Source organism: Gracilibacillus massiliensis, from assembly GCF_001458115.1.
GTDB lineage: Bacteria > Bacillota > Bacilli > Bacillales > Amphibacillaceae > Gracilibacillus > Gracilibacillus massiliensis.
Genome location: NZ_CZRP01000013.1, coordinates 405650 through 431006, shown reverse-complemented (window position 1 = coordinate 431006; position 25357 = coordinate 405650). Strand labels below are relative to the sequence as shown.

General features: G+C 36.3%; 17 protein-coding genes. 11 read left to right on the top strand and 6 right to left on the bottom strand.

All coding sequences use genetic code 11. The features are described from left to right. Nucleotides 1–307: 307 nt before the first annotated feature. The 3 genes from BN3107_RS14455 to BN3107_RS14445 all read left to right on the top strand — a co-directional run bounded on the left by BN3107_RS14455 (nucleotide 308) and on the right by BN3107_RS14445 (nucleotide 3574). A complete protein-coding gene (locus tag BN3107_RS14455; RefSeq protein WP_058308347.1) occupies nucleotides 308–1129 on the top strand; it encodes an AraC family transcriptional regulator in 822 nt (273 codons plus the stop codon). Between the two features lie 107 nt (nucleotides 1130–1236). Further along, nucleotides 1237–2724, top strand: coding sequence for an alpha-glucosidase/alpha-galactosidase (melA, locus tag BN3107_RS14450; RefSeq protein ID WP_058308346.1), 1488 nt, complete (start codon nucleotides 1237–1239; stop codon nucleotides 2722–2724). 124 nt (nucleotides 2725–2848) lie between these two features. After that, nucleotides 2849–3574, top strand: a complete 726-nt coding sequence (locus BN3107_RS14445; protein ID WP_058308345.1) for an MBL fold metallo-hydrolase — start codon at nucleotides 2849–2851, stop codon at nucleotides 3572–3574. A 62-nt stretch (nucleotides 3575–3636) separates the two neighbouring features. Here the strand turns inward: BN3107_RS14445 and BN3107_RS14440 are convergent, their stop codons facing one another. From BN3107_RS14440 to BN3107_RS14425, 4 genes are all read right to left on the bottom strand, one after another. Further along, a complete protein-coding gene (locus BN3107_RS14440) occupies nucleotides 3637–4662 on the bottom strand; it encodes a LacI family DNA-binding transcriptional regulator (RefSeq protein ID WP_058308344.1) in 1026 nt (341 codons plus the stop codon). 160 nt (nucleotides 4663–4822) lie between these two features. After that, a complete protein-coding gene (locus BN3107_RS14435) occupies nucleotides 4823–5665 on the bottom strand; it encodes a sugar ABC transporter permease (RefSeq protein ID WP_058309257.1) in 843 nt (280 codons plus the stop codon). 5 nt (nucleotides 5666–5670) lie between these two features. Then, nucleotides 5671–6933 carry a carbohydrate ABC transporter permease gene (locus BN3107_RS14430; RefSeq protein WP_058309256.1) on the bottom strand — a complete coding sequence of 421 codons (1263 nt, stop codon included), beginning with the start codon at nucleotides 6931–6933 and terminating at the stop codon, nucleotides 5671–5673. A gap of 122 nt (nucleotides 6934–7055) precedes the next feature. Further along, on the bottom strand, nucleotides 7056–8384 hold the full coding sequence (locus tag BN3107_RS14425; RefSeq protein WP_058308343.1) for an extracellular solute-binding protein: 1329 nt from the start codon (nucleotides 8382–8384) through the stop codon (nucleotides 7056–7058). Between the two features lie 321 nt (nucleotides 8385–8705). Between BN3107_RS14425 and BN3107_RS14420 the strand changes: the two genes are divergently transcribed. Together BN3107_RS14420 and BN3107_RS14415 are read left to right on the top strand one after the other, a co-directional pair. Then, nucleotides 8706–10460 carry a glycoside hydrolase family 13 protein gene (locus BN3107_RS14420; protein ID WP_058308342.1) on the top strand — a complete coding sequence of 585 codons (1755 nt, stop codon included), beginning with the start codon at nucleotides 8706–8708 and terminating at the stop codon, nucleotides 10458–10460. Between the two features lie 626 nt (nucleotides 10461–11086). Further along, nucleotides 11087–12982 (top strand): PrkA family serine protein kinase, encoded by a 1896-nt coding sequence (locus BN3107_RS14415; RefSeq protein ID WP_058308341.1) that lies wholly within the window; start codon nucleotides 11087–11089, stop codon nucleotides 12980–12982. A gap of 661 nt (nucleotides 12983–13643) precedes the next feature. On the opposite strand, the gene panF is transcribed toward BN3107_RS14415, so the two are convergent. Both panF and BN3107_RS14405 read right to left on the bottom strand, forming a co-directional pair. Next, the gene (gene panF, locus BN3107_RS14410; protein WP_058308340.1) at nucleotides 13644–15086 is read right to left on the bottom strand and encodes a sodium/pantothenate symporter; all 1443 of its coding nucleotides are present in this window, start codon (nucleotides 15084–15086) and stop codon (nucleotides 13644–13646) included. Further along, nucleotides 15083–15352 carry a YhdT family protein gene (locus tag BN3107_RS14405; RefSeq protein ID WP_058308339.1) on the bottom strand — a complete coding sequence of 90 codons (270 nt, stop codon included), beginning with the start codon at nucleotides 15350–15352 and terminating at the stop codon, nucleotides 15083–15085. The genes panF and BN3107_RS14405 overlap by 4 nt, the downstream gene beginning before the upstream one ends. 419 nt (nucleotides 15353–15771) lie before the next feature. Between BN3107_RS14405 and BN3107_RS14400 the strand changes: the two genes are divergently transcribed. The 6 genes from BN3107_RS14400 to BN3107_RS14370 all read left to right on the top strand — a co-directional run bounded on the left by BN3107_RS14400 (nucleotide 15772) and on the right by BN3107_RS14370 (nucleotide 24901). Further along, entirely contained in the window at nucleotides 15772–18579 is a 2808-nt protein-coding gene (locus BN3107_RS14400; protein ID WP_058309255.1) for a 2-oxoglutarate dehydrogenase E1 component, read from the top strand. Continuing rightward, nucleotides 18576–19841 (top strand): 2-oxoglutarate dehydrogenase complex dihydrolipoyllysine-residue succinyltransferase, encoded by a 1266-nt coding sequence (odhB, locus tag BN3107_RS14395; RefSeq protein WP_058308338.1) that lies wholly within the window; start codon nucleotides 18576–18578, stop codon nucleotides 19839–19841. The genes BN3107_RS14400 and odhB overlap by 4 nt, the downstream gene beginning before the upstream one ends. A gap of 368 nt (nucleotides 19842–20209) precedes the next feature. Beyond that, entirely contained in the window at nucleotides 20210–21364 is a 1155-nt protein-coding gene (gene yhbH, locus BN3107_RS14385) for a sporulation protein YhbH (protein ID WP_058308336.1), read from the top strand. 192 nt (nucleotides 21365–21556) lie between these two features. Further along, a complete protein-coding gene (locus tag BN3107_RS14380; RefSeq protein ID WP_058308335.1) occupies nucleotides 21557–22042 on the top strand; it encodes a hypothetical protein in 486 nt (161 codons plus the stop codon). Nucleotides 22043–22172: 130 nt separating this feature from the next. Continuing rightward, on the top strand, nucleotides 22173–23363 hold the full coding sequence (locus tag BN3107_RS14375; RefSeq protein WP_058308334.1) for a NupC/NupG family nucleoside CNT transporter: 1191 nt from the start codon (nucleotides 22173–22175) through the stop codon (nucleotides 23361–23363). A gap of 113 nt (nucleotides 23364–23476) precedes the next feature. After that, nucleotides 23477–24901: an aldehyde dehydrogenase family protein gene (locus BN3107_RS14370; protein ID WP_058308333.1), complete on the top strand. Its 1425-nt coding sequence runs from the start codon at nucleotides 23477–23479 to the stop codon at nucleotides 24899–24901. Nucleotides 24902–25357: the final 456 nt, after the last annotated feature.

The following is a 25357-nucleotide window of genomic DNA, read 5'->3' as shown; positions in this document are numbered from 1 at the left end:
ATTAATATAACTGCTTATTTCGTCTTACTAGAACAGAACTTTACTCAAAGCGGAGGGAAAATGCGACACTCCTGAGGGATCAGTGCGAGCTGAAGATCCACTTTGGAAAGTGGTCTTCTTTCCAAAGTTAGCTGAAGCCGCACCCCTAGGAAAGGGAGTGTTTTACCGTAGCGATGGATTTACACTTCTCAAAATACTTTATAAGAGAAGCAATTTTAAAATTGTCAATACTTCGCAGGTTGTGTCTACTTTGTATAGTTTTGATTCTTTTTTCTGATTTTAACTAGATCTTGAGAGGTGGGATAGGATGCGGTATTTTCCTGAGGCGGTTGCTTATTATTATAAATTATGGCATGAATTTGAAATGGACTTGCATGATCATCCCGCAATGGAAATAATGTATGTGATCAAAGGAAAATGTCAAATTGAAATTGATAATCGAATCGTCGATATGCGTAAAGGACAATATATTTGGATTCAAAGTAATGTAAAACATCGCTTAATCGTACATAAAGAAGCCCCGTGTCGCATGCTAAATCTAGAATTTTTATTAAAGGACCAGGCGGATCACTATACATCGATCGGGGAGTTGTTTCACCAAAACCCAACATTAAAATATTTATTTGATGAAAATAACCATTATTTTTTATTGAAAGATGATGAAGCAGTCTATTATACATTACGAAATTTAGTATTAGAATTAGATCACCACTCACCACATAATCAATTACTAATTGACAACCTTATGGTGCAATTACTGTTGTGGATTAATCGCAATCGTTTAGAACTTGACCAACAAACCGATAATTTTCATATTAAAAAAGCACTAACTTTTATCCATGAACAATACGATACAGAAATAAAAGTAGGTGATCTGGCAGCAATAACACATCTCCATCCGAGTTATTTACATCGTATTTTTAAAACATCGTTGCAAATGACGATAAACCAATATATTACAAAAGTTCGACTGGATAAGGCTAAAATGTTGCTAGTAAACACAGAGATTCCAGTAACCGAAATCTCCAATTACATTGGTGTAAATACCAGCCAATATTTCAGTAGTTTATTTAAAAAGGATACAGGACGATCACCTTCTGACTACCGTGAACATTTTAGACAAATATAACAGGTTAGGATTTTATACATATATCATCAAATAGTCTATTATTTTTAAATCGCTTTCATTTCTTTTGTGATAATCTTTTTGATAAAGAGGTAGAGGAGGGGATGAATGTGTCATTTAAGATAGCATTTATAGGTGCAGGTAGTATAGGTTTTACTAGAGGATTATTGCGGGATATTTTGTCAGTGCCGGAGTTTCGCGAGATAGAAGTGGCATTCACAGATATCAATCAGCACAACCTAGAAATGGTCACCCAGTTGTGTCAACGTGATATTCAAGAAAATGGTCTAAAGATTACAATTGAAGCAACCACCAATCGTCGAGAAGCATTAAAAAACGCAAAATACGTTTTTAATGTGGTTAGAATAGGTGGGTTAGAAGCCTTTAAACATGATGTGGAGATTCCTTTGAAATATGGTGTCGATCAATGTGTAGGGGATACATTAAGTGCGGGCGGAATCATGTATGGTCAGCGCGGGATTGCGGAGATGTTAGAAATTTGTAAAGATATTCGCGAAGTAGCTGATCCCAATGTTTTACTATTAAATTATGCTAATCCAATGGCAATGTTAACTTGGGCATGTAATAAATACGGAAAAGTCAACACGATTGGCTTATGTCATGGTGTGCAAAATGGACATAAACAAATAGCAAATGTGTTAGGAAAAGAAAAAGAAGAAGTAGATATTATTTGTGCTGGGATCAATCATCAAACATGGTATATTCAAGTGAAAACAGATGGAGAAGATCGCACTTATGATTTATTAGAAGCTTTTGAGCAACACCCAGAGTATAAAGATACCGAGAAGGTTCGTATTGATATGTTACGTCGTTTTGGTTATTTCAGTACGGAATCTAATGGGCATTTAAGTGAATATCTACCATGGTATCGTAAACGCCCAGAGGAAATTCATGAATGGATTGATATGAGTTCTTGGATAAATGGTGAAACGGGAGGTTATTTAAGAGTCTGTACAGAAGGTCGAAATTGGTTTGAAACGGACTTTCCGAACTGGCTGAAAGAGCCTGCATATGAATATAAAGAAGAACATCGCGGCGAAGAGCATGGTTCCTATATCTTAGAAGGATTAGAAACGGGTCGTGTATATCGAGGACACTTTAATCGAGTGAATGATGGTATCATTTCAAATTTACCAGATGATGCGGTTATTGAAGCTCCAGGTTATGTGGACCGAAACGGAATTAATATGCCACATGTAGGTGACCTTCCTTTAGGTCCTGCCGCTGTTTGTAATGTAAGTATTTCTGTTCAACGCTTGGCGGTAGAAGCAGCAGTACATGGGGATGATTATTTATTGCGACAAGCGATGATGATGGATCCGTTAGTAGGTGCTGTTTGTAATCCAAAAGAAATTTGGCAGATGGTTGACGAAATGCTAGTGGCACAAAGTGAATGGTTGCCACAATATCAAGGTGCGATTAAAAAAGCAGAAAACAGATTACAAAAAGGTGATTTAGTACCTACAAAAAATTATCAAGGTGCAGCAAGAATGAATATAAAAACTGTTGAAGAAATGGCAGCAGATCGAGAGGCAGCCAAGAAAAACGCAGGGGAGGCAGACAAGGGTAACTTTTGATTCTGAAGCAATATATTAGTATAGTAAAGCCACTAGATAAACTGGTGGCTTTTTCGGTCATGGGATCATCATCTTTCCCACTTAAAAAAGAGCCATAAGAAAATAAAGCAGGGAGATGAATTCGGTGAAGGTTATTCCAATCGGTATTTGGGGCGGGTATCCAAAAGCAAATAGCGCCACGTCATCTTTTTTAGTAGAAGAAGATGGTTTTCATTTATTAATTGATTGTGGAAGCGGTGTGCTCTCCTCTTTACAGAACTATGTGTCTATAGATGCGTTAGATGCTGTCATTATTACACATTATCACCATGATCATATTGCAGATATAGGCCCCTTGCACTTCGCTAAATTGATTCAAAATCAATTAGCTCAAGATGAAAAAACGTTATCAATTTATGCAGGTGATCAAGATCCAAGATACAAGACATTATCCTATAAAAATCACACAAAAACTTTTCCTTTATATTCAACACAACAAATAGGACCATTTACTATCGATACAACCCCTACCAATCATCCTGTTCATTGTCTTGCTCTTAAAGTAAAATCAAAAGGAAAAACGGTTGTTTTCACAGCAGACACAGGATGGCAAGAATCCTTGATTTCTTTTTGTAAAAAAGCGGATTTATTAGTATCTGAGGCCAATCTCTATCAGTCATTTGAAGAGAAAATACCAGGTCATATGAGTGGTCGACAAGCAGGGTTGTTAGCAGCTACAGCTCAAGTAGATCAATTAATTTTAACCCATCTTCCACATTTTGGGGAACTGTCTGATTTAGTATGTGAAGCGCAAACTGAATATAAGCAAGAAGTATCATTAGCAGAAGTAGGGAAAGTATATCAAGTATAGCCGCTCAATGGTATACTACATAAATAAGACAATGGATTTTTCATATCCATTGTCTTATTATTTCATTCGCTATAGGATCGAGTGGATTGTCTAAACTTTATTTCATATGGGACAATAATTCGTTTTGCAGGTTCGTCCTTATTTTTAGCCTTTTCGATCAAGCATCGAGCAGATTGTACACCTAATTTATAGATTTGAATATCTACAGTAGTAAGAGGTGGTGTGGTGATTTCTGAAAGATATAAATTATTAAAAGATGTTAAGGAAACATCCTCAGGACAACTTAATCCGATTTCTTCTAATGTATTGATTACACCTAATGTCATTAAATCATCAGCAACAACTAGACCTGTAGGTGGTTGATCCAATGCAAATAATTGTTCTACAGCATCTCGTCCTCCTGACTTCAAAAATTCTGTGTGAATCATATATTCCTCAGGTAACGGTAAATTAGCTTCGTTAATAGCAGATTTATAACCATTTAATCGATCCACTGTTACCGTTAATTCAGTAGAACCCCCGATAAAAGCAATATGACGGTGACCAATATCTATTAAATGATTGGTAAGGTCTTTACTGGCTTTAAAGTTATCATTATCTACATATGTTATTTCACTTTCTTGTTCAGAAGGCTTTCCAACAATAACAAAAGGGAACTTATTGTCTGATAAAAATTTTTGGACAGGATCAGCAATTCGTGAGTATAGCAAGATAATACCATCGACACGATTGCCATTCACCATACGCTGAACCTCTTCAAAAACCTCTTTATCGTTGCCACCGGTAGAGACATACAGTGAATATTCTGTTTCATGTGCAAACGAACCGATTCCTCTAAGTACTTCAGGAAAAAAAGGATTCTGCAATGCCTTATCAGCAGAGGAAGGCATGATCACACCGATTGCTTGTGAAGAGCGCACTGCTAAGTTGCGTGCATTAATATTTGGATGATAACCTAATTCCTTCATCGCTTTTCGTACCCGCTTTTTTGTATCTAAACTGATTCGAGGATTGTCTGCGATTACTCTAGAGACGGTGGAGGGGGCCACTCCTGCTTTTTTTGCTACCTCTTTTATTGTAACGGCCATATCATTACATCCTTTGAATATATTGATAAATCATTGTTAAAATACCATGTAATTCTATTATATGTGATCAATAAGTAAATGAAAACATAGAATCTTAAAAATTATTATGCTATCAAGCTACTTACCATATTTGGAAGTAGCTTGATTCCTATCTTTTATTCTAACCTTTCGTCGCACCAGCAGTTAGTCCTCCAATCAGATATCTTTGAAGTAGTAAAAATACTAATGCTATTGGGACAGCGATTAATATAGAACCAGCAGCAAAACGAGTAAAGTTAGTTGAGAACTGGTCGTTAATAAAGTTGTATAAGCCTAAAGCTAACGTGTAGTTGTTCGGGTCTGTTAGCACAATTTGTGGTAATAAGAAATCCATAAATGGTGCCATAAAATTAAATAATGCAACTACTGCTAAAATTGGTTTAGCGAGTGGCAACATGATCATCCAAAAAATACGTAAATGACCAGCGCCATCTATTTTTGCAGCTTCATCTAATTCGCGAGGTATTGTATCATAATAACCTTTTACTAACCATGCATTAAAAGGTATTTGCCCACCTAAGTATATTAATAATAATCCCCAAATAGAATCAACTAATCCAATCGTTGTAAGCAAAATATACAAAGCCACCATACCCATTAAAGCCGGGAACATTTGCAATAGTAAGAATAAATATAAACCATATTTACGACCGAAAAATTGATACCGAGAGAATGCATAGGCGATGAGTGATGTAATAATTACTGAGCCAATTGCGTTTAAAACAGCAATTATAACACTGTTTTTATACCAAATTAGATAGTCACTACCAGGGTCTGTGAATAACCAAATATAGTGTTCCAATGTTGGAGTATCTGGAATTAATTGTGTTACAAGCATATTGGTGCCTGGATTAATGCTCATCATAACTGTCCATGCAAGTGGATAGCCAATTATTATGAACATTAGCGCAAAAAATAAGTATATGAACGCTACTTCGATCTTTGATTTTGTTTTTCTAGTCATAGCCATTAATAACGTCCCTCCTCTTTAAATGATGCTGTTTTGCGGAATTGATAAAAGGCAAATCCCATCACAATGATACCCATGATAATAGTAATAGCTGCAGCCATGTTGTATTGGTTTGTTTCAAATGTTAGTTTGTAAACCCATGAAATAAGAATATCAGTACCACCGGCATTTTGACCACGAACTGCAGGAAGTCCTTCATTAAACAGATAAATAATATTAAAGTTATTAAAATTTTGAGCATATTGCATAATTAATAATGGTGCTGTAGCAAATAGAATATGAGGTAATGTAATAAATTTCAGCTTTTGCCACCTTGTTCCACCGTCCACATCTGCTGCTTCATACATATCTGCTGGAACACTTTGTAAAACTCCTGTAAAGAGAGCGAAAACAAAGGGGAATCCCAACCATGTTTGGATCATGATTAGCGCTACTTTCGCCCAAAATGGGTCAGATAACCATGGTATCATCAAATTAAATTGACTTAATATGTCACGGTTAATTGCACCGAAAGTTGGATTGAACAGCGCTGAGAAAATTAGTATCGATACAAACGCAGGGACTGCCCAAGGTAAGATTAGGAAAGTTCTAATTGTGCGTTTGAATTTAATTCGCTTATCGTTAACAAGTAACGCTAAGAATAATCCAAGTACGATTTGCAGAGTAGTAGCAACAACTGTCCAAACAATTGTCCATGTAAATACATTAAAGAAAGTATCTTTCCAAATATCAATTTGTACTAAGTCAATAAAATTTTGAAAACCAATCCAATTTAACAAATTCCTAGGCGGCGCATTATATTGATTGTAATCGGTAAATGCTAGTCCAACCATAAATACTAGTGGTAATACGACAATAAATAATAGCATCAATAGGCCGGGAAGGATCATGAAGTAAGGAAAGCCATTATTGTAAAAATCTCGTACTCCTTGAAGTAATGTTGGATTTGTTTTTCCATGTTCTTTTGCTATAGCATCTTTTCGAGCATCTAAGAAATTATAAGCATAGATACCGAGACCAAAAGCTAATATAATTAACGAAATAAGCCCTTGAATTAATAATTGAATGGAATGATGTTCTCTAGGAACTGTACCTAATGTAAAAAGTCCCCAAATACCGATATCAAGAAAATCCCAAAAAGCAATCAAAAAGGCTGCAGATATAATGAGGAATAAGAGCCCTTTTATTATTCTTTTATTATAGAATTGACCAAAACCGGGAATAATCGATAAAATGGTTGCAATATTTCGTGATTGTGACATTTTAAATTTCTTTTCAGTATTTTGATTTGCCACCACTTGTCCCTCCTCAGAGAGAAAATGATATACAGAAACTCATCGTTTTACTGTATATCATTTTCCTCATTTTTTTTAGTTGTCTACTGTTATTGAGTAGCACCAGATGCAGCAATGTTATCTTTAATTGTTTGTACAGCTTCATCTAATACATCTGCTACTGGTTCCCCTTTAGAAATAAAGGAAAGCCCGTTGTTAATTGGATCCCAAACTTGTTGCATTGCAGGAACTCCAGGCATTGGTTCACCGTAAGTTGCTTGTTCAGCAAATGCAGAATAGATTGGATCATTTGCAATGGCAGGATCTTCAATTGAATCTATACGCGCTGGCATTTCACCTGCGACTTCATAATAAAGCATTGCATTTTCGGAGTTCGTTAAGTAAGCCATGAAATCTTCTGCCCACTCTTTGTTTTCAGAATAATAGGACAGTAAATAGGCTTTTACACCTACAAAAGATTTAGGGTTTTCGCCATTGTCAAGCTTCGGTAAAATCGTAGCTTGCAAGTCATCGCCTAGAGCTTCTTGGTATTCACGTACCATCCAAGGCCCATTAATCACAGAGGCAACTTTTCCTTCTTTAAACAATCCATTCATAATGTCTGGTGTAAGGTCTTGTGGAATGTAACCCTTATCAAACCATGATTGTATCAATTCACCGCCTTGTACAGCACCTTCATTGTTTAAACCAATGTCTTCGATATCATATACACCATTTTCTTCCGCGAATACATATGCCCCGTTACCAGAGAAGAAAGGATATGTGAAGTAGAAATTCGCTGCTTCCATTAAGAAACCAAATTCCTCATTATCTGCATTTGTTTGCTCATCAGCTATTGCCATTAAGTCTTCCATTGTTGCAGGAGCTTCATCAACTAATGATTTGTTGTAGAATAAAGCATATGTTTCTGTTACTGCCGGATAACCCCAAATTTCACCTTCATTTGTTACGGCGCTTAGTGCTGCTTCTGTATAGTCTGATTCAAGTTCGCCTAAGTTGACTGGATCAACTAGACCACGTAATACCAGATCCCCTATTCTGTCATGCGGCTGGAAAATGATATCTGGCCCATTACCAGCAGGCCCCTCCACATCTAATTTCTCCACTTGCTCTAACATATCAATTGGCACTGTTTCAATTTCAATTCCAGTTTCATCTGTATATGTTGCAGCCATTTGATTTACTGCTTCTTCTTGTTTTTCTTCAGCATTTACCCAAATTGTTAATTTTTCTGGTTTTTCTGGCATAGAGTTGTCATCTTCAGCGCTTTCATTGTCACTGTCATTATTTTCGACTTCCCCTTGATCATCCGATTGATCTCCTTCACCTGCACTTTCCTGTGCATCATCTGGACCACATGCTACAAGTAATCCCAAGATCATTAGTACTGCTAATAAAGTTCCAAACCATTTTTTCATTTAAAAGACCTCCCAAATAAATATAATGTGTTTTTTTGATATGAACGTGAAAACGATTGCGCATATCTTGTTTTTTATTATACATAGATAGAGCCCCTTTGACAACCATAAATTTTGATACTTATTCGCATCGTTCATTTACATTATCAATACTAAAGGTTTAACGCTTACAAATGGCGGTGTTTTTTGGTATAATAATTATTTGAGAGAAAGGATAAAACGATTTTATGAAAGTATTTATTTATAAATAATTATAAATTCATTAAGATTTATGCGCAATCGTTTGTTCTATCTTCACTATAAATATATGGAGGTTTTATATTGTACACTGAAGCAATTTTCCACAGACCAATTAATCAATTTGCATATGGCTATGATAAAGAGACAATTCATTTGCAGTTGCAAACAGAAAAACAAGATATTGAAAAAGTAACACTAATTTATGGAGATCCTTATCACTTTGAAAATGGGAATTGGGAATATTATCAAAAAGAAATGAGGAAAACTGGTACAGATTCACAATATGATTATTGGCAGATAACTATAAAGCCTGAATACAGAAGGTTGCGATATGGTTTTTGTTGTGAAGATACGGAAGGTGATATGTTAATCATCACAGAAAGAGGATATTTCAAAAAAATTCCTCAGGATATAGGTGACTTTTTCTGTTTTCCTTACTTACATGAAGCAGATATTTTCCAAGCTCCCGAATGGGTAAAAGATACAGTCTGGTATCAAATATTTCCAGAACGTTTTGCGAACGGGGATTCTTCTTTAAATCCAGAAGGTACTTTACCATGGGGAAGTGAAAAACCGACATCAACCAATTTTTTTGGTGGGGACTTTCAAGGTGTTATAAATCATCTTGATTATTTAGTGGAGCTAGGGGTTAATGGTATTTATTTCACTCCCATCTTTAAAGCATATTCTAATCATAAATACGATACGATTGATTATTTTGAAATCGATCCGCAATTTGGTGATAAAAAAACTTTTCGAAAATTAGTGGAAGAATGTCATAAGCGCGAGATTAAAGTGATGTTAGATGCGGTATTTAATCATAGTGGATATTACTTTGAGCCTTTTCAAGATGTTTTACGTAATCAAGAAAACTCATCTTATAAAGATTGGTTTCATTTATGGGATTTTCCAGTAATGCCTAAAGGTTACCCTAATTACGATGCATTTGGTTTTGTTGCATCAATGCCGAAGTTAAATACTACAAATCCAGAAACGAAGAAGTATTTATTAGATGTGGCGCGCTATTGGATTGAAGAGTTTGATATTGATGGATGGCGTTTAGATGTGGCGAATGAAGTGGATCATGCATTTTGGCGTGATTTTCGAAAAGTTGTGAAAGAAGCGAAACCAAGTGCCTATATTTTAGGCGAAATTTGGCATGATTCAATGAAATGGCTTCAAGGAGATCAATTTGACGCAGTGATGAATTATCCTTTTACCAATGGCGCTGTTGAATTTTTTGCTGCTAATAATATGAATAGCCAGACATTTGCTGATACGATAACAAAAGTGCTGCATATGTATCCGAAAAATGTGAATGAAGTGGCATTTAATTTACTAGATAGCCATGATACACCTCGGACTTTAACACTGGCTAATGAAAATAAAGAAAGAATCAGATTATTATACTTGTTCCAATTTTCTTTTATCGGTTCCCCGTGCATATACTATGGAGACGAAATCGGACTCTCAGGTGGTGGAGATCCTGAATGTCGTAAGTGTATGGAATGGGATCAGGCTAAACAAGACCTTACACTATTTGAATTTGTAAAAACATTATTGCAAATGAGAAAAGAAATACCTGCTTTTGGTAATCGATCAGATTTCAAATTCCTAAAAGTAGAAAAAAACGTCATTGCATACCAAAAGAAAAATAAAGAAGGTAATTTAATCTTTATCTTAAACAACAGTAATGAAAAACAAACAATGGTTGTATCGGCTTTAGAAAATAAAAAAGTGAAAGAGATGTTTACTGGTCAAGATATAATTTTTTCAAACAAAGCAGAACTACATTTAGACCAATTTGGTTATCGATGTTACCAGATCCTAGAATAATGTAGTCTATCTTGCCTTTACAACCTATATAAACGGGAATTTCATAGGCTTTGCGACACCATAAAAAAACCGAACTATTTAACGAATAGTTCGGTTTCTCTGTTGGCTCTAGTATATGAATTAGTGCTCCTATATTACGGATAATCACATGAAATTCGCGCAATCATTACAAGTCTAACACTTCTAGTGATGGAACTCTCACTTTATTGTTTTGCCTCATATCCTGCAGCGAAGATAGCTGCTATGAATGTAACAGAAACGCCGATAATTAATGCGATGCCCATTGTAGATCCTCCCCTTTTCATATGTAAATGATCCTCTTCTTTTATCAATCATTATACCTAAACCTTTACGATTTGTGAAGTAACTAATAAAGTCCGCGAAAAATCTGATATTTCTTAGGATGGATGAATGAAAGGAACTTTATTCATTATTAATCCAATTCATTTTTTGCTACCTTCCCACATACATTTATATATAGCTAAGAACATATTATTTGTTCAAAACGTATAATTACTTTATCTCGGTATCAACCGACATGAAGTTTCTCATTGTGAGGAATGAAATTCGTTAATTTACAACCATCACAATACTGATGGAAGTCTCACTTATCGGGAGGTCGTTGTATGGATATTTTAAGGAAAGTGCAACAATATAGAACAACACAAAATGCATTGAAGTGGGAAGGGACATTTGCAGAATATCTTGATTTATTAAAAGAAAAACCATATCTTGCTCAATCTGCTCATTCTCGTATTTATCAAATGATTAAAGAAGCGGGTGTAGAAGATGTAAATGGTGTCAGGCAGTATTCTTTCTTTAGTGAAGAACTATTTGGTTTAGAAGAAGCTTTAGAAAAATTAGTAGAAGAATACTTTCATCCTGCAGCAAAAAGGCTAGATGTGAAGAAAAGAATATTATTATTGATGGGACCGGTCAGTGGCGGTAAATCCACGTTAGTGACATTATTAAAAAGAGGACTTGAACAATACACATTAACAGATAGAGGCGGAGTTTATGCAATAAAAAATTGTCCAATGCATGAAAATCCGTTACACCTAATACCTGAACATCTTCGTGGAGATTTTGAAGAAGAATATGGCATTAAAATTGAAGGAAGTCTCTCACCTTTAAATCGATTAAGATTAGAAGAGGATTACGGTGGAAAAATAGAAGATGTATTAGTCGAACGAATTTTCTTCTCAGAAGATAGACGAGTAGGAATTGGAACATTTAGCCCATCTGATCCAAAGTCACAGGATATTGCAGATTTAACAGGATCGATTGATTTTTCTACCATTGCAGAATATGGATCAGAATCAGATCCCAGGGCATATCGGTTTGATGGAGAATTGAATAAAGCCAATCGCGGACTAATGGAGTTTCAAGAAATGTTGAAATGTGATGAGAAATTCCTTTGGCACTTGTTATCTTTAACACAGGAAGGTAATTTTAAGGCAGGCAGGTTTGCGTTGATTTCAGCAGATGAAATGATCGTTGCCCATACAAATGAATCAGAATACCGTTCTTTTATTGCTAATAAAAAGAATGAGGCTTTGCATTCGAGAATGATCGTAATGCCAATTCCATACAATTTAAAATTGGATCAAGAAGAGCGAATTTATAAAAAGATGATTGAAGATAGTGATATTCAAGATGCACATATCGCGCCACAAACGTTGAAAATTGCTGCGATGTTTACAGTGTTGACGCGCTTGCGAGAGTCGAAACAGAGTAATGTAAGTTTATTGAAAAAAATGTATTTATACAATGATCAGGATGTGGAAGGATTTAGTGATCAGGACGTTAGTGCTTTGAAAAAAGAATATGCGGATGAAGGTATGACAGGTATTGATCCGCGTTATGTGATTAACCGCATTTCGTCCACTATTATTCGAAAAGAAATGCAATCTATCAATGCTCTTGATGTATTACGCTCATTAAAAGATGGATTAGATGATCATCCATCGATTACTAAAGAACAAAAAGAAGATTATTTAGATTTTATTTCGGCGACACGAAAAGAATATGATGAATTAGCCAAAAAAGAAGTTCAAAAAGCTTTCGTATATTCCTATGAGGAATCTGCCAAAACATTAATGAATAATTATCTTGATAATGTAGAGGCTTTTTGTAATAAAGCAAAATTAGAAGATCCATTAACTGGCGAAGAGATGCATCCAGATGAAAAACTCATGCGTTCGATCGAAGAACAAATTGGTATTTCAGAAAATGCAAAAAAAGCATTTCGTGAGGAGATTTTAATCCGTATCTCTGCGTACGCTAGAAAAGGGAAAAAGTTTGAATATCAATCACATGAAAGATTACGTGAAGCGATACAGAAAAAATTATTTGCAGATTTAAAAGATGTTGTAAAAATCACGACTTCAACAAAAACCCCGGATGAGCAACAATTGAAAAAGATGAATGAAGTAGTTGCAACGTTAGTAGAGGAATATGGATACACCACACAATCCGCTAACGATTTGTTAAGATATGTCGGCAGTTTGCTGAATCGGTAAATTGTAATTTCAATGAAGATAGGACTAAAGAATATAAAATTAGAGAAATCCAAACGATTATATGTAATTGTTTGGATTTTTCTGTGTAATAGGAAGAAACTGCGACATAGCTGAAGAGGTAATTATGAGATTTTATATGTGCTTTGCAACCGCTGCGGCTTGCCCGCTTTCCTTTCCGCGGGTTTTTACCCTAAGCTAACTTTTTAAGCAAAGTTCGCTTAAAAAGTGGATCTTAGGTTAAAAACATCCCGCAGGAGTGAAAGCGGACGCCTTCGCTTTTTTATACTCTACAATTTAAGCAAGAGGACACTTTTTGCTTTAATCACTATCTTTTGTTGTAATTATTTGTAGAAAGGATCCAAAATATTAGCATTTGCAAAAGTTGTAGAATCTCATTGAGCGTAGGCGGCCACTCCAACTCCTATGGGAATCGTTTTTCCTGAAGATCCACTTTTCCATGCGGTATGTGCTTGGAAAAGTTAGCTGAAGGAAAAACCCCATGGAAAGGGGAGTGGCCAAGCCGGAGCGGATACTACACTCATACATCATGTCAAAATTACCATCAGGTTGTGTCACTATTCCCTTATATTGCGTAATAATACGTATTGCATCGTTCGTGTTTAATTGTTTGTGTCTCTGTCTCATTCAATAAATTCGTATTTCATAATGCTTTTGAGTTTAAAATTGACGGTTGGGACAGTTTACTTGCGGCAATATATGCAATAAGCGAAATGGCTAGTGATGATACCACGGCATGCATACCAAATGGATTTGGATAAAAGGCCTGTAATACGATATAGGAAGTGAAACCAGAGATGATTGCTGCAATAGCTCCATGTTTCGTTCCTTTTTTCCAGTAGATCCCCATCACCACAGGCCACAGAAAGGCCGCTTCTAAACCACCTATTGTATATAAATTCAACCAAATAATCAGGTCTGGTGGATTTACGGCAATCAGGTAAACAATAATTCCAAGTATTGCTGTTATGGTCATGCTTAAGGTACGTACCTTTTTACGTGAAGCAGTTGGTTCTATGTAGTTGATGTAAATGTCTTTAACAATGGTAGAACTTACTAATAAAAGTAATGAATCGACGGTAGACATAATTGCTGCCAATGGTGCAGCTAATACAATACCTGCTAACCATGCGGGTAAAACTTCCAATGCTATTAACGGAATCACTGTATCGGCAACTTCGATTCCAGGTAAAATTGGCCGAGCAAACACTCCGATTAAATGCATATTCAACATAATGACACCAACTACCAACGTCCCAATAATGAGCGCACGATGAAAAGCTTTGGTGTTTTGATAGGACATTGCCCTTACCACAATTTGAGGCAATGCTATTACACCGACGCCAACTAAAATCCAGAATGAAGAAACATACTGAGGCGAAAGTGCACCATCCGCACCATAGGGAGTGATTAGGTTTGGATTTTCGTTCTGTAAGTCGGTCATGATGGCGGAAATTCCCCCGCCTGTTATAATAATTGAAACTAGTAGAATAATAGTTCCAACCAACATGATGCTGCCTTGAATCGAATCGGTTAGTGTGACCGCACGAAATCCTCCAAAAGTAACATAAATAATGACGGTTATTACGAAAATAAATAAAGCAGAATGATAGGATAGTCCAGTAATCGATTCAATCAACCGCCCTCCACCAATCCATTGGGCGGCCATTGCCGAAAATAAAAAGATGATGATACTGAAAGATGATAATAGGACAACCCATTTTGATTGATATCGTTCTTTTAAAAAATCGACCATCGTAATTGCCTTGTATTTCTTTGCGACAATAGCAAATCTCTTTCCAAGGATCATTAAGGTGAAATATCCGGTCGCAACTTGCGTTATAGATAATAAAACCCAACCTAATCCTTCATTATAAGCTACACCAGGTCCACCAATAAAACTACTGGCACTTCCATAAGTAGCGGTCATTGTCATCGCAAGTACAAATCCACCTAATCGTCGACCACCCAGATAATAGTCTTCCATAAATGATTTACTAGGAGAAGAAGTTCTGCTTGCAAGTAATCCGATGATAAATATAAGGCCTACAGAGATAAATAAAGTAACTGTTGCAATAATATTCATGTATTATCATACTCCTTTTCGTCAAGTGAGACATCTTTGAAAAAGAATTTGACAATGACGAAAACAAGTAGTGACATTAAAAACACACCAACGATACAGCTGTAAAAAAACCATGCCGGAAATCCAAAAATGAATTGGTATTCTTCCGGATTCTTATGTCCCAGACCATAAGCGAAAGCAAACCACCATATGAAATTAAAAACTACTAGTATGATTCCTATAATTGCTTCACGATTGGCTATTTGAAAAGGATGTTTATCTTTCACTTTGACAATCTCCTTTTTGAAAAAAATATTGTGTGATAAAAGTAAAGCATATTAAACTAATGCTCGCAATATAAAACACCTCTTTTCTCAGCAAAATAAATAAAAATCTAAAGGTATTTATTCTCTCTTTAGAAGGCATTCTTATAAACGATCATTATGTGTTTTTTAACGGATAAAAGGTAGCTTTTTATAGCTTTTTTTATAGTAATTTAACTTTTAAGAAAAGAATTTAAATATTCCCTACTTTTATGTTGTTTCCCTAGGTAAAATAGGTTATATTAATTGATGTAATGATTTATTGTTACAACATTTGGATGGGAGTTAAGTTTAGCAGGAGAAAGTGACTTCTAATGGGGGTATAAGACGTGACACAGCAGGAATCCAGTGAGAGATTCTGGAAAAAATTTTACGGTCCCAATATGGGATACGTGCAAGAACAGTATGAGCTGTATTTGGAAAATGAGGACTCTGTAGATCCATCCCTAAAATCAATGTTTGATCAGTACGGAGCTCCAAAAGAAATAACCGAAGGACAACAAGCAGAGGTAGCAAGCAGTAAGGGCTTATCATCTGAAATAAGTGCAAAACAACTAACCTCAGCTATTAAGCTTGTTGAGGCTATTCGTCGTTATGGGCATTTGAAAGCAGAAATTTATTCTGTGGGATCTGGAATTTCAAGTGATACAACGCTTGTAGATCCAGAACACTACAACTTGTCTAAAGAGGTTTTGGAAGCGATTCCGTCTGAATGGGTTTGGGATACATCTGTTCAAGGCGTAGAGAATGCGCAACAAGTGATTGATTATTTAATGGATCAATATGCAGGTACGATTTCATTTGAATATGACCATGTTAACAATGACGATGAGCGCTTATGGTTCCAAGAAAACATTGAGTCTGGGAAATATCGTTTTCCTTTTTCTGAAGATGAGAAAAAAGAGCTACTAGGAAAAATTGTAGATGTAGAAGGATTTGAGAATTTTCTAGCCAAGACCTTCGTGGCACAGAAACGTTTTTCTATTGAAGGTTTAGAAATGATGGTCCCGATCTTAGACCGAATGGTTCAAAATTCCTTTCACGATGAAACGGAAGAAATTTTAATGGGGATGGCACACCGTGGGAGATTGAGTGTATTAACCCATATTTTAGGTAAGCCATATGATAAATTATTTTCAGAATTTCATCCTTCAGCAGATAAGGAATTAGTCCCATCTTCACCTGGATCAAGAGCCATTACATATGGTTGGACAGGGGACGTTAAATACCATTTTGGTGCAAAAAGAGACGTAGGTGAAGAAAAACCATCACCAACAAGAATTACATTAGCACACAACCCTTCCCACCTTGAATTTGTAAATCCAGTGGTGGAAGGTTTTACAAGAGCAGCACAAGACTTTCGTTTTCAAAAAGGTAGCCCTGAGCAAAATCCCGAAAAAGCTTTTAGTATTCTCATTCATGGAGATGCTGCATTTATCGGGGAAGGCGTGGTAGCAGAGACATTTAATTTAAGTGCATTACCTGGATATAGTACTGGCGGAACTTTGCATATTATTGCTAACAACTTGGTTGGGTTTACGACTGGCCAGCGTCAAGGTCGTTCAACTAGATATGCTAGTGATTTAGCCAAAGGTTTTGAAGTGCCAATTATCCATGTGAACGCAGATGATCCTGAAGCATGTATTTCGGCCGCTATGTTAGCATACGATTATCGTAAAAAATTCAAGAAAGATATCTTAATTGATTTAGTTGGTTATCGCCGTTATGGTCATAATGAAATGGACGAACCGCGAGCAACGCAACCTAAACTATACCAATCGATCGATAATCATCCTACATGTGCAACTGTTTATGCGAAACGTTTACAAAAAGAAGGCATCTTAAATGAAAATACTCATGAAGAAATGAAAGAAGCTGTTTTTAATAAATTACAAGGTATTTATGATGAAATGACGGAAAGTGTAAATGAAAATCCGGAAGCAATGCCCGTTCCACAAGCATTACGTCAAGGATTAAGTGATATTGAAACGGCAGTACCAAAGGAATTACTCCTTTCTCTTAATAAAGGGTTATTAAAACGGCCTGAAGGTTTTCAATCCTTTAAGAAGCTCGAAAAGATATTATCTAAGCGGCATAACGCGTTTGAAAAAGAAGAAAAAGCGGATTGGGCAGTTGGTGAGGCGTTAGCATATGCTTCTATTCTTCAAGATGGAATTCCAATTCGTATTACAGGGCAAGATTCTGAACGTGGAACTTTCGCACATCGTCATTTAATGCTACACGATGTCGATTCAAGTGACACATATTGCCCGATGCACGGTCTAGATGAAGCGAAGGCAACTTTTGACATTCATAATAGTCCACTATCGGAAACTGCAGTATTAGGTTTCGAGTATGGATATAGTGTGAAGGCACCAAAAACACTAGTCATCTGGGAAGCGCAATTCGGAGACTTTGCTAATGCTGGTCAAGTTATCTTTGACCAATTTATCTCATCAGGACGTGCAAAATGGGATGAACGTTCAAATATGGTTATGCTATTACCTCATGGATATGAAGGACAGGGTCCAGAACACTCAAGCGCAAGAGTGGAAAGATTCTTAACCATGGCAGCAGAAAATAACTGGATTGTAGCAAATGTAACGACAAGTGCTCAATTTTTCCATTTAATAAGACGGCAAGCAGCATTGGCGGATAGTGAGGCAGCTCGTCCGTTAATCGTATTAACACCTAAGAGCTTATTACGTAGTCCAAAAGTAGTTTCAAGTATTGAAGAATTTTCAAAAGGTAAATTTAAACCATTGATGCCGCAACCTGGTCAAGATTTAACATCGAAAAAAGCTAAACGCTTACTAATAGGAACAGGTAAAGTAATGGTAGATATTGCTGATAAAATAAATGAAAATCCGAAAGCATTCACTGATATCCATGTACTTCGTTTAGAGCAGATTTATCCATTCCCTGAAAAACTAATTCAAGAAGTGATAAATGGTTGCCCTAACTTAGAAGAAGTGGTATGGGTTCAAGAAGAACCACGTAATATGGGAGCTTGGAATTTTGTAAAAGAATTATTGTTTAGAATGATTGAAGACAGTCAATTAGAATTACATTATGAAGGTCGTCCAGAGCGTTCATCACCATCTGTAGGTGATTCACATATTCACAAGACGGAACAGAGTCGCATCGTAAAAAGAGCAGTAGAGTTGTCTGAAGGAGGAGAAACCAAATGAAGGAAATAAAAGTCCCAGAATTAGCAGAATCCATTACGGAAGGTACGATAGCGGAATGGTTAGTTAGTGAAGGTGATTCCGTCGAGAAAGGTGATCCTATCTGTGAGCTGGAAACAGATAAAGTAAATGTAGAAGTTAATGCTGATTATTCAGGTGTAATCACCGAGTTTGTCAAAGGTGAAGGTGATGATGTAGAAGTAGGAGAAGTCATCGCAAAAATTGATGAAAATGGTGAAGCTAGTAGCGGTTCTTCAGCTGAGTCAAATACTGAAGAAGCAAAAGAGGAACCAAAAGAACAACCGAAAAAAGAAGCACCAGCTGATAAAAAACAAACAGAACCGAAAAAAGCAGGGGAACAACAAAAAGTAGTTGCATCCCCTGCAGCGAGAAAACGAGCGCGTGAACTTGGTATTGACTTGAATGACATTACACCAAGTGACCCACTAGGTCGTATTCGTCCTGAAGATGTAGAGCATTCTGCGAAATCGTCTAAAGAACAACCAAAGCAAACGAAATCAGACAAAAAAGCGGATACTTCAAGTGAGAAGCAAGAATTTGATAAGCCGGTAGAACGAGAAAAAATGTCCCGCCGTCGTCAAACAATAGCAAGTAAGCTTGTAGAATCACAACATAATGCTGCCATGCTTACTACTTTTAATGAAGTAGATATGACAGCAGTAATGAATCTTCGTAGTGAACGAAAAGATAAGTTTGCAGAGAAGCATGGTATCAAATTAGGATTTATGTCTTTCTTTACAAAAGCAGTTGTTAGTGCATTGAAAGACTTCCCTTATCTAAATGCTGAAATTCAAGAAAAAGAGATTATCAAGAAAAAATTCTATGATATCGGTATTGCCGTATCTACTGATGATGGTTTAGTTGTACCAGTCGTTCGTGATGCTGATCGATTAGATTTTGCAGGAATTGAATCTGAAATCGCTGAACTTGGAACAAAAGCAAAAAATAAAGAATTACAACTTAGTGACTTACAAGGTGGATCTTTCACAATTACCAATGGAGGGATATTCGGATCACTTCTATCCACACCTATCATAAATTCACCACAAGTTGGTATTCTGGGAATGCACACGATTCAAAAGCGACCTGTAGCAATGCCAGATGATTCCATTGAAGTTCGACCAATGATGTATATTGCTTTATCCTATGATCATCGTATTGTAGACGGGAAAGAAGCTGTTCAATTCTTAGTACGTATCAAGCAATTACTAGAAGACCCATATGATCTTTTACTAGAAGGTTAATACTTAAGCACTCATCTAATAAATTAGGTGAGTGCTTTTTTTGTGGACAAGCTTCAAGTTGAATTTCCATGATGATCTAACGGACAAAAAAGTGAGGAATCGCGTAAAAGTGTCCGTAATAAAGGATCTTATGGACAAAAAAGCGAGGAATCGTGTAAAAGTGTCCGTAATAAAGGGTCTTATGGACAAAAAAGTGAGAAATCATGTAAAAGTGTCCGTAATAAAGGATCTTATGGACAAAGTAATGAAAAAAACTCAAACCTTCCACCGCTTGAAATCTCACTTTATAAAATTTTCTGGCAAAAATGCTTAATCATTCTTTGCTTCGCTGCATACAATAAAATAATACAAGCGGAGGAGGGGATTTGATGACTGATACGAACTTTGTAATTGCTGAAGAAGATTGGTCCCTCCATCGAAAAGGGTTTGATGATCAGAAACGACATCAAGACAAAATAAAAGAAGTTATCAAAAACAAGTTACCAGATATTGTTAGTGAAGAAAATATCATAATGTCACGAGGGAAAGAAATTATTCGTATCCCAATTCGTTCACTAGATGAGTATAAAATCCGTTACAGCCAATCCAAAAACAAACATGTTGGTCAAGGGGATGGTGAAAGTAAAATAGGTGATGTCGTAGCTGAAGATGCCCAACAAACAAAAAAAGGCCAACAAGGTGAGAAAGCAGGTAATCAACCTGGTGTTGATTATTATGAAGCAGAAGTAGATTTTGAGACAGTGGAAGAAACTTTCTTTTCACAATTAGAATTGCCCAATTTGATGGAGAAAGAACAAAATAATATTACGATTACAGACGTAGAATTCCGAGATATTCGCAAAAAAGGTTTAACTGGTAATATTGATAAAAAACGAACGATGCTTGCATCTTTCAGGAGAAATGCATTAGAAGGAAAGCCATCTTTCGCTCCCATTTACCCGGATGATTTACGATATAAAACGTGGGACAATATTGAAAAACCTGAATCAAAAGCGGTTGTATTAGCAATGATGGACACAAGTGGTTCCATGGGACAGTTCGAAAAGTATGTAGCAAGAAGTTTTTATTTTTGGATGGTTCGCTTTTTAAGAAAAAAATATCAAACGGTCGATGTTGAGTTTATTGCCCACCATACAGAAGCAAAAATCGTCGATGAAGAATCGTTTTTTACAAAAGGAGAAAGCGGTGGCACCATCTGTTCGTCTGCCTATCGAAAAGCATTAGAATTAGTAGATGAGAAGTATCCCGCAAGTCAATACAACATTTATCCGTTTCACTTCTCGGATGGAGATAATCTTACCTCCGATAATAGGAGGTCATTAGAAGCGGTATACCAATTGTTAGAAAGTGCTAGTATGTTTTGTTATGGTGAAGTAAATCAATACAATCGTTATTCCACCTTAATGCAAGCCTTTAAAGAGATCGAACACCCGCGCTTTAAACAATACGTATTACGTAATAAAGAAGATGTTTTTTATGCCATGAAACATTTTTTTCATAAAAGTAACGTCGATGCTAAATAGTATCGACGTTTTCTATTGTGTAAGAATCATTATAAGAAGTACAATAGTACTAACACAGTTAGAGATGAATAATGATTATTTAAAGAATAATGATGAAAGGTCTTATTTTTGAAACTTTTTAGTTATATATATCGTCTAATAGTATACGAAATAATTATTAAGGAAGTCTCACTATATTGGAGGAAGACAAGTATGAGGTTTTTTCAGCAGGTAATCGCAACTATTTTGTTTATTGTTATCTTAACAGGATGTAACACTCAATCTGCCGTTCCAGACGGTTTTTATTCCTACGAAAAAAATGAAATTGAGGATGCAGTCGAAGTATTAGAATTTAATCCGGAATTACCATCCTATATTCCGGTACCTGCTGAAATTCTTGTGACAGACCGTTTCCGAATAGAAGAAAGTGGACAAGAAGCTTTTGATATTACCGTGTTTACAAATGAAAATGATATATTTACCATTCAATTCTTAAATGGGGTAATGGAAGAACCAAAAGACTTTAATCAAATCCAAATAACAGATGATGTAAAAGGCTACTACCAAAACCAATCCTATTCACAGACTTTGAAATGGACAAAAAATGGTATTACTTATCATTTAATTTATCGTCCTAGCGAAAAATCCTTAACCAAAGAGAAGCTAGTAGAAGTGGCAAAGTCATTTCAATCGACTTAATTAATCACGGCTGGTAATTTCCTTATAAGTTTCGAAGTCTGACTTTTTTTCTCCTTTTGAAAACGTGATTATTTCTATCATTGTTTGGGTATGGTAGAAGTAAACATGTTTCTTTAAAGGAGGAAAAATTGTGGGGATTTTATTAGGACTTTTTGCCATAATTATTGCGTTAGCCATCGCATATGCAATGTCTAATGACCGGAAAAACGTAAACTTTATTGGAGTCGGAATTATGCTGGTGGCTCAAGTGTTAACGACATGGTTTATGTTTATGACTCCTATAGGTGAAGCAATAATTAATTTTATTTCTGACGTTTTTAATAAACTAATCGAGTTTGGATCAGAAGGGGTTGCCTTTGTATTAGGTGGACTTGCTGTAGAAGAGAATGCGTCTGTATTCTTTTTTAATGTGTTATTGATTATTATTTTCTTTTCTACCATCTTGTCTGTTCTTACGTACTTGAAGGTTTTACCGTTTATTATTAAGTATATTGGCTGGGGAATTTCTAAAATAACGGGTTTACCAAAAGTCGAGTCTTTTAATGCGGTCAATAGTATGTTCTTTGGTCAGTCAGAAGCAATTATTGCGATAAAATCACAATTTAGACATTTAAATAATAATCGTTTATATATTGTAAGTGCGTCGGCAATGGGGTCGGTTTCTGCTTCGATTATCGGTGCCTATATTCAAATGTTGCCAGCACAGTACGTGTTAGTGGCAATACCTCTAAATATGTTCAGTTCTCTTATCATCGCATCGATTATTGCACCTGTGAATGTCCCTAAGGAAGAAGATGAAGTGGATGTGAAAAATGTGTCCGACGCAAATAGTTTTTTTGAAGCAATGGGTAATGGTGCTTTGGATGGTGGTAAAATAGCGCTCATCGTTGCATCGATGTTAATTGCTTTTATTGCGTCACTTGAATTAGTGAACTGGGTTATTTCATCTATTTTTGCTGGAACTACGCTGCAAGAGATTTTAGGTTATGTGCTCGCACCAATTGGATTTTTAATGGGGATCGCTCCTGGTGAATTGATTCAAGCTGGTGGTATTATGGGTACAAAAATTATAACGAATGAATTTGTTGCAATGATCGAGCTAGAAGCAGCAATGGGTGAATTCTCTGAAAAAACGCTTGGAGTAGTTTCCGTATTCCTTACGAGTTTTGCTAACTTTTCTTCGATCGGTATTATTGCAGGTACTGTGCAAGGGATTGATAGTGAAAAAGGTGCATCCGTTTCCAAATTTGGTATGAAGTTATTAATAGGAGCCACCTTAGGTTCGATTCTGTCTGCAACAATGGCAGGTCTATTCTTGTAAAGTGAATAACCATTATAAGAGGAGTCTTTGAACATGAGACTTCTCTTTTTTTAGAGTTTAAAAATGTAACAAAGTGGAATAACAAAAGTAGACTAAAAATAGAGGTGTTAATCATGAATCAATATAAACTTTTTATAGATGGAAAATGGATGGATTCAAATGAATCCTTAGAAGTATTAGATAAATATTCTCAAGAGGTGTATGCACAAGTTGCAAAGGCGGATGAAGAAGTCGTAGATAAAGCTATATCAAGTGCTTCAAGTGCGTTTGAACAACACAAACTATCACCTTTTGAAAGATATCAAATCCTGCACAAAGCATCACAATTAATCACAGAACAAAAAGAAGAGTTAGCCAATATTATTACGAAAGAAGCAGGAAAGCCTTTAAAACAAGCAAGAACGGAAATTGATCGTACATCTCAAACCTTTTTAGTGGCAGCGGAAGAAGCAAAACGAATACATGGTGAAGGAGTTCCGGTTGAAGCTGCTCCAGGTTCTGAAAATAGAATGGCTTTCACAATAAAGGTACCAGTAGGTGTAGTTGGAGCAATCAGTCCTTTTAATTTTCCATTAAATTTAGTAGCACACAAAATAGCACCAGCGTTGGCGGCAGGAAATGCAGTTGTTTTAAAACCTGCTAGTAAAACACCAATATCATCATTGAAACTTGCGGAAATTTTAGACAAAGCAGGACTACCAAAGGGCTTACTTCAAGTTGTAGTCGGTTCTGGTTCAACTGTTGGTAGTCAGATGATGAAAGATGAGCGAATCGCTGTTTATACCTTTACTGGTAGTGCTGAAGTTGGTCTGAAGTTAAAGCAGGAAACAGGTTTGAAACGTTTGATCCTTGAACTAGGTAATAATTCACCTGTCATTGTCGATAAAGAAGCGGACATTGATCTAGCCGCAAAAACGTTAGCTGCACAGTCGTTTGCTTTTGCAGGACAGGTTTGTATTTCCGTTCAACGGATATATGTTCATGAGTCGATAAAGGATACATTTATGGAAAAGTTAACGGAGCATATTTCCGCGTTGAAAATAGGAGATCCATCTGATCCTGAAACAGACGTTGGGCCAATGATTTCTGAAGAAGAAGCAAAACGAGCAGAAGAGTGGATTCAAGAAGCAGTGAGTGATGGCGCGACGATTGCTCATGGCGGCAAACGTAAAGAGGCATTGTTAGAACCAACTATTATCACAGACGTAACAAAATCGATGCGTGTCGTATGTGAAGAGATCTTCGCACCAGTGGCAAGTGTCATCAGCTATAACGATTTAGATGAGTGTATTAAAGAAATAAATCAATCTGATTATGGCTTGCAAGGTGGTATTTTTACACAAAATATCGATACAGCCTATTATGCTGCTAAACGTGTCGAAGTTGGTGGATTTATGATCAATGACGGCTCACAATATCGTGTCGATTTAATGCCGTATGGTGGTGTTAAAGACAGTGGTAGTGGAAAAGAAGGACCAAAATATTCGATCGAAGAAATGACAGAAGAACGGTTAATTGTAATGAACTTAAAGGGGTAGGCACATAAATATTATTCTTAACTTGAAACACGATGTATTGTTACGCAATAGCAGGATTTTATGATATAACTCTAGTGGTAGTCTTGAAATGGTGTATGTGTGTGGTAAGCGCTTCGGCTTGCCCACTTCCCTTTCCGTGGGGTTTTCCCTTCAGGTGCGGCCGAGCATAGGTCGTAACATATAGCGGGTGGGATTCCCGTCAAGTAAGAACTAACCATTCACTTGTAGCGAGTCTTGGAGGGCAAGTGGTAACACATTGCCTTTAAGCGTAGACAGTTAGGTAACGGGCCGGAAAGCCCTAGTGGCTGAGGCATGGAGCTCCGAAATAAAGCCAAAGTCGAGAAGGTCGATGTGTTCTGAAGCATAGAAGACAACAATACGGTTCTCGTTAAAGGTGAGAGAATGCTATCTTCTCCGGAGTCGAAGACCCTGGCACGTTACACATTGATATGTTGC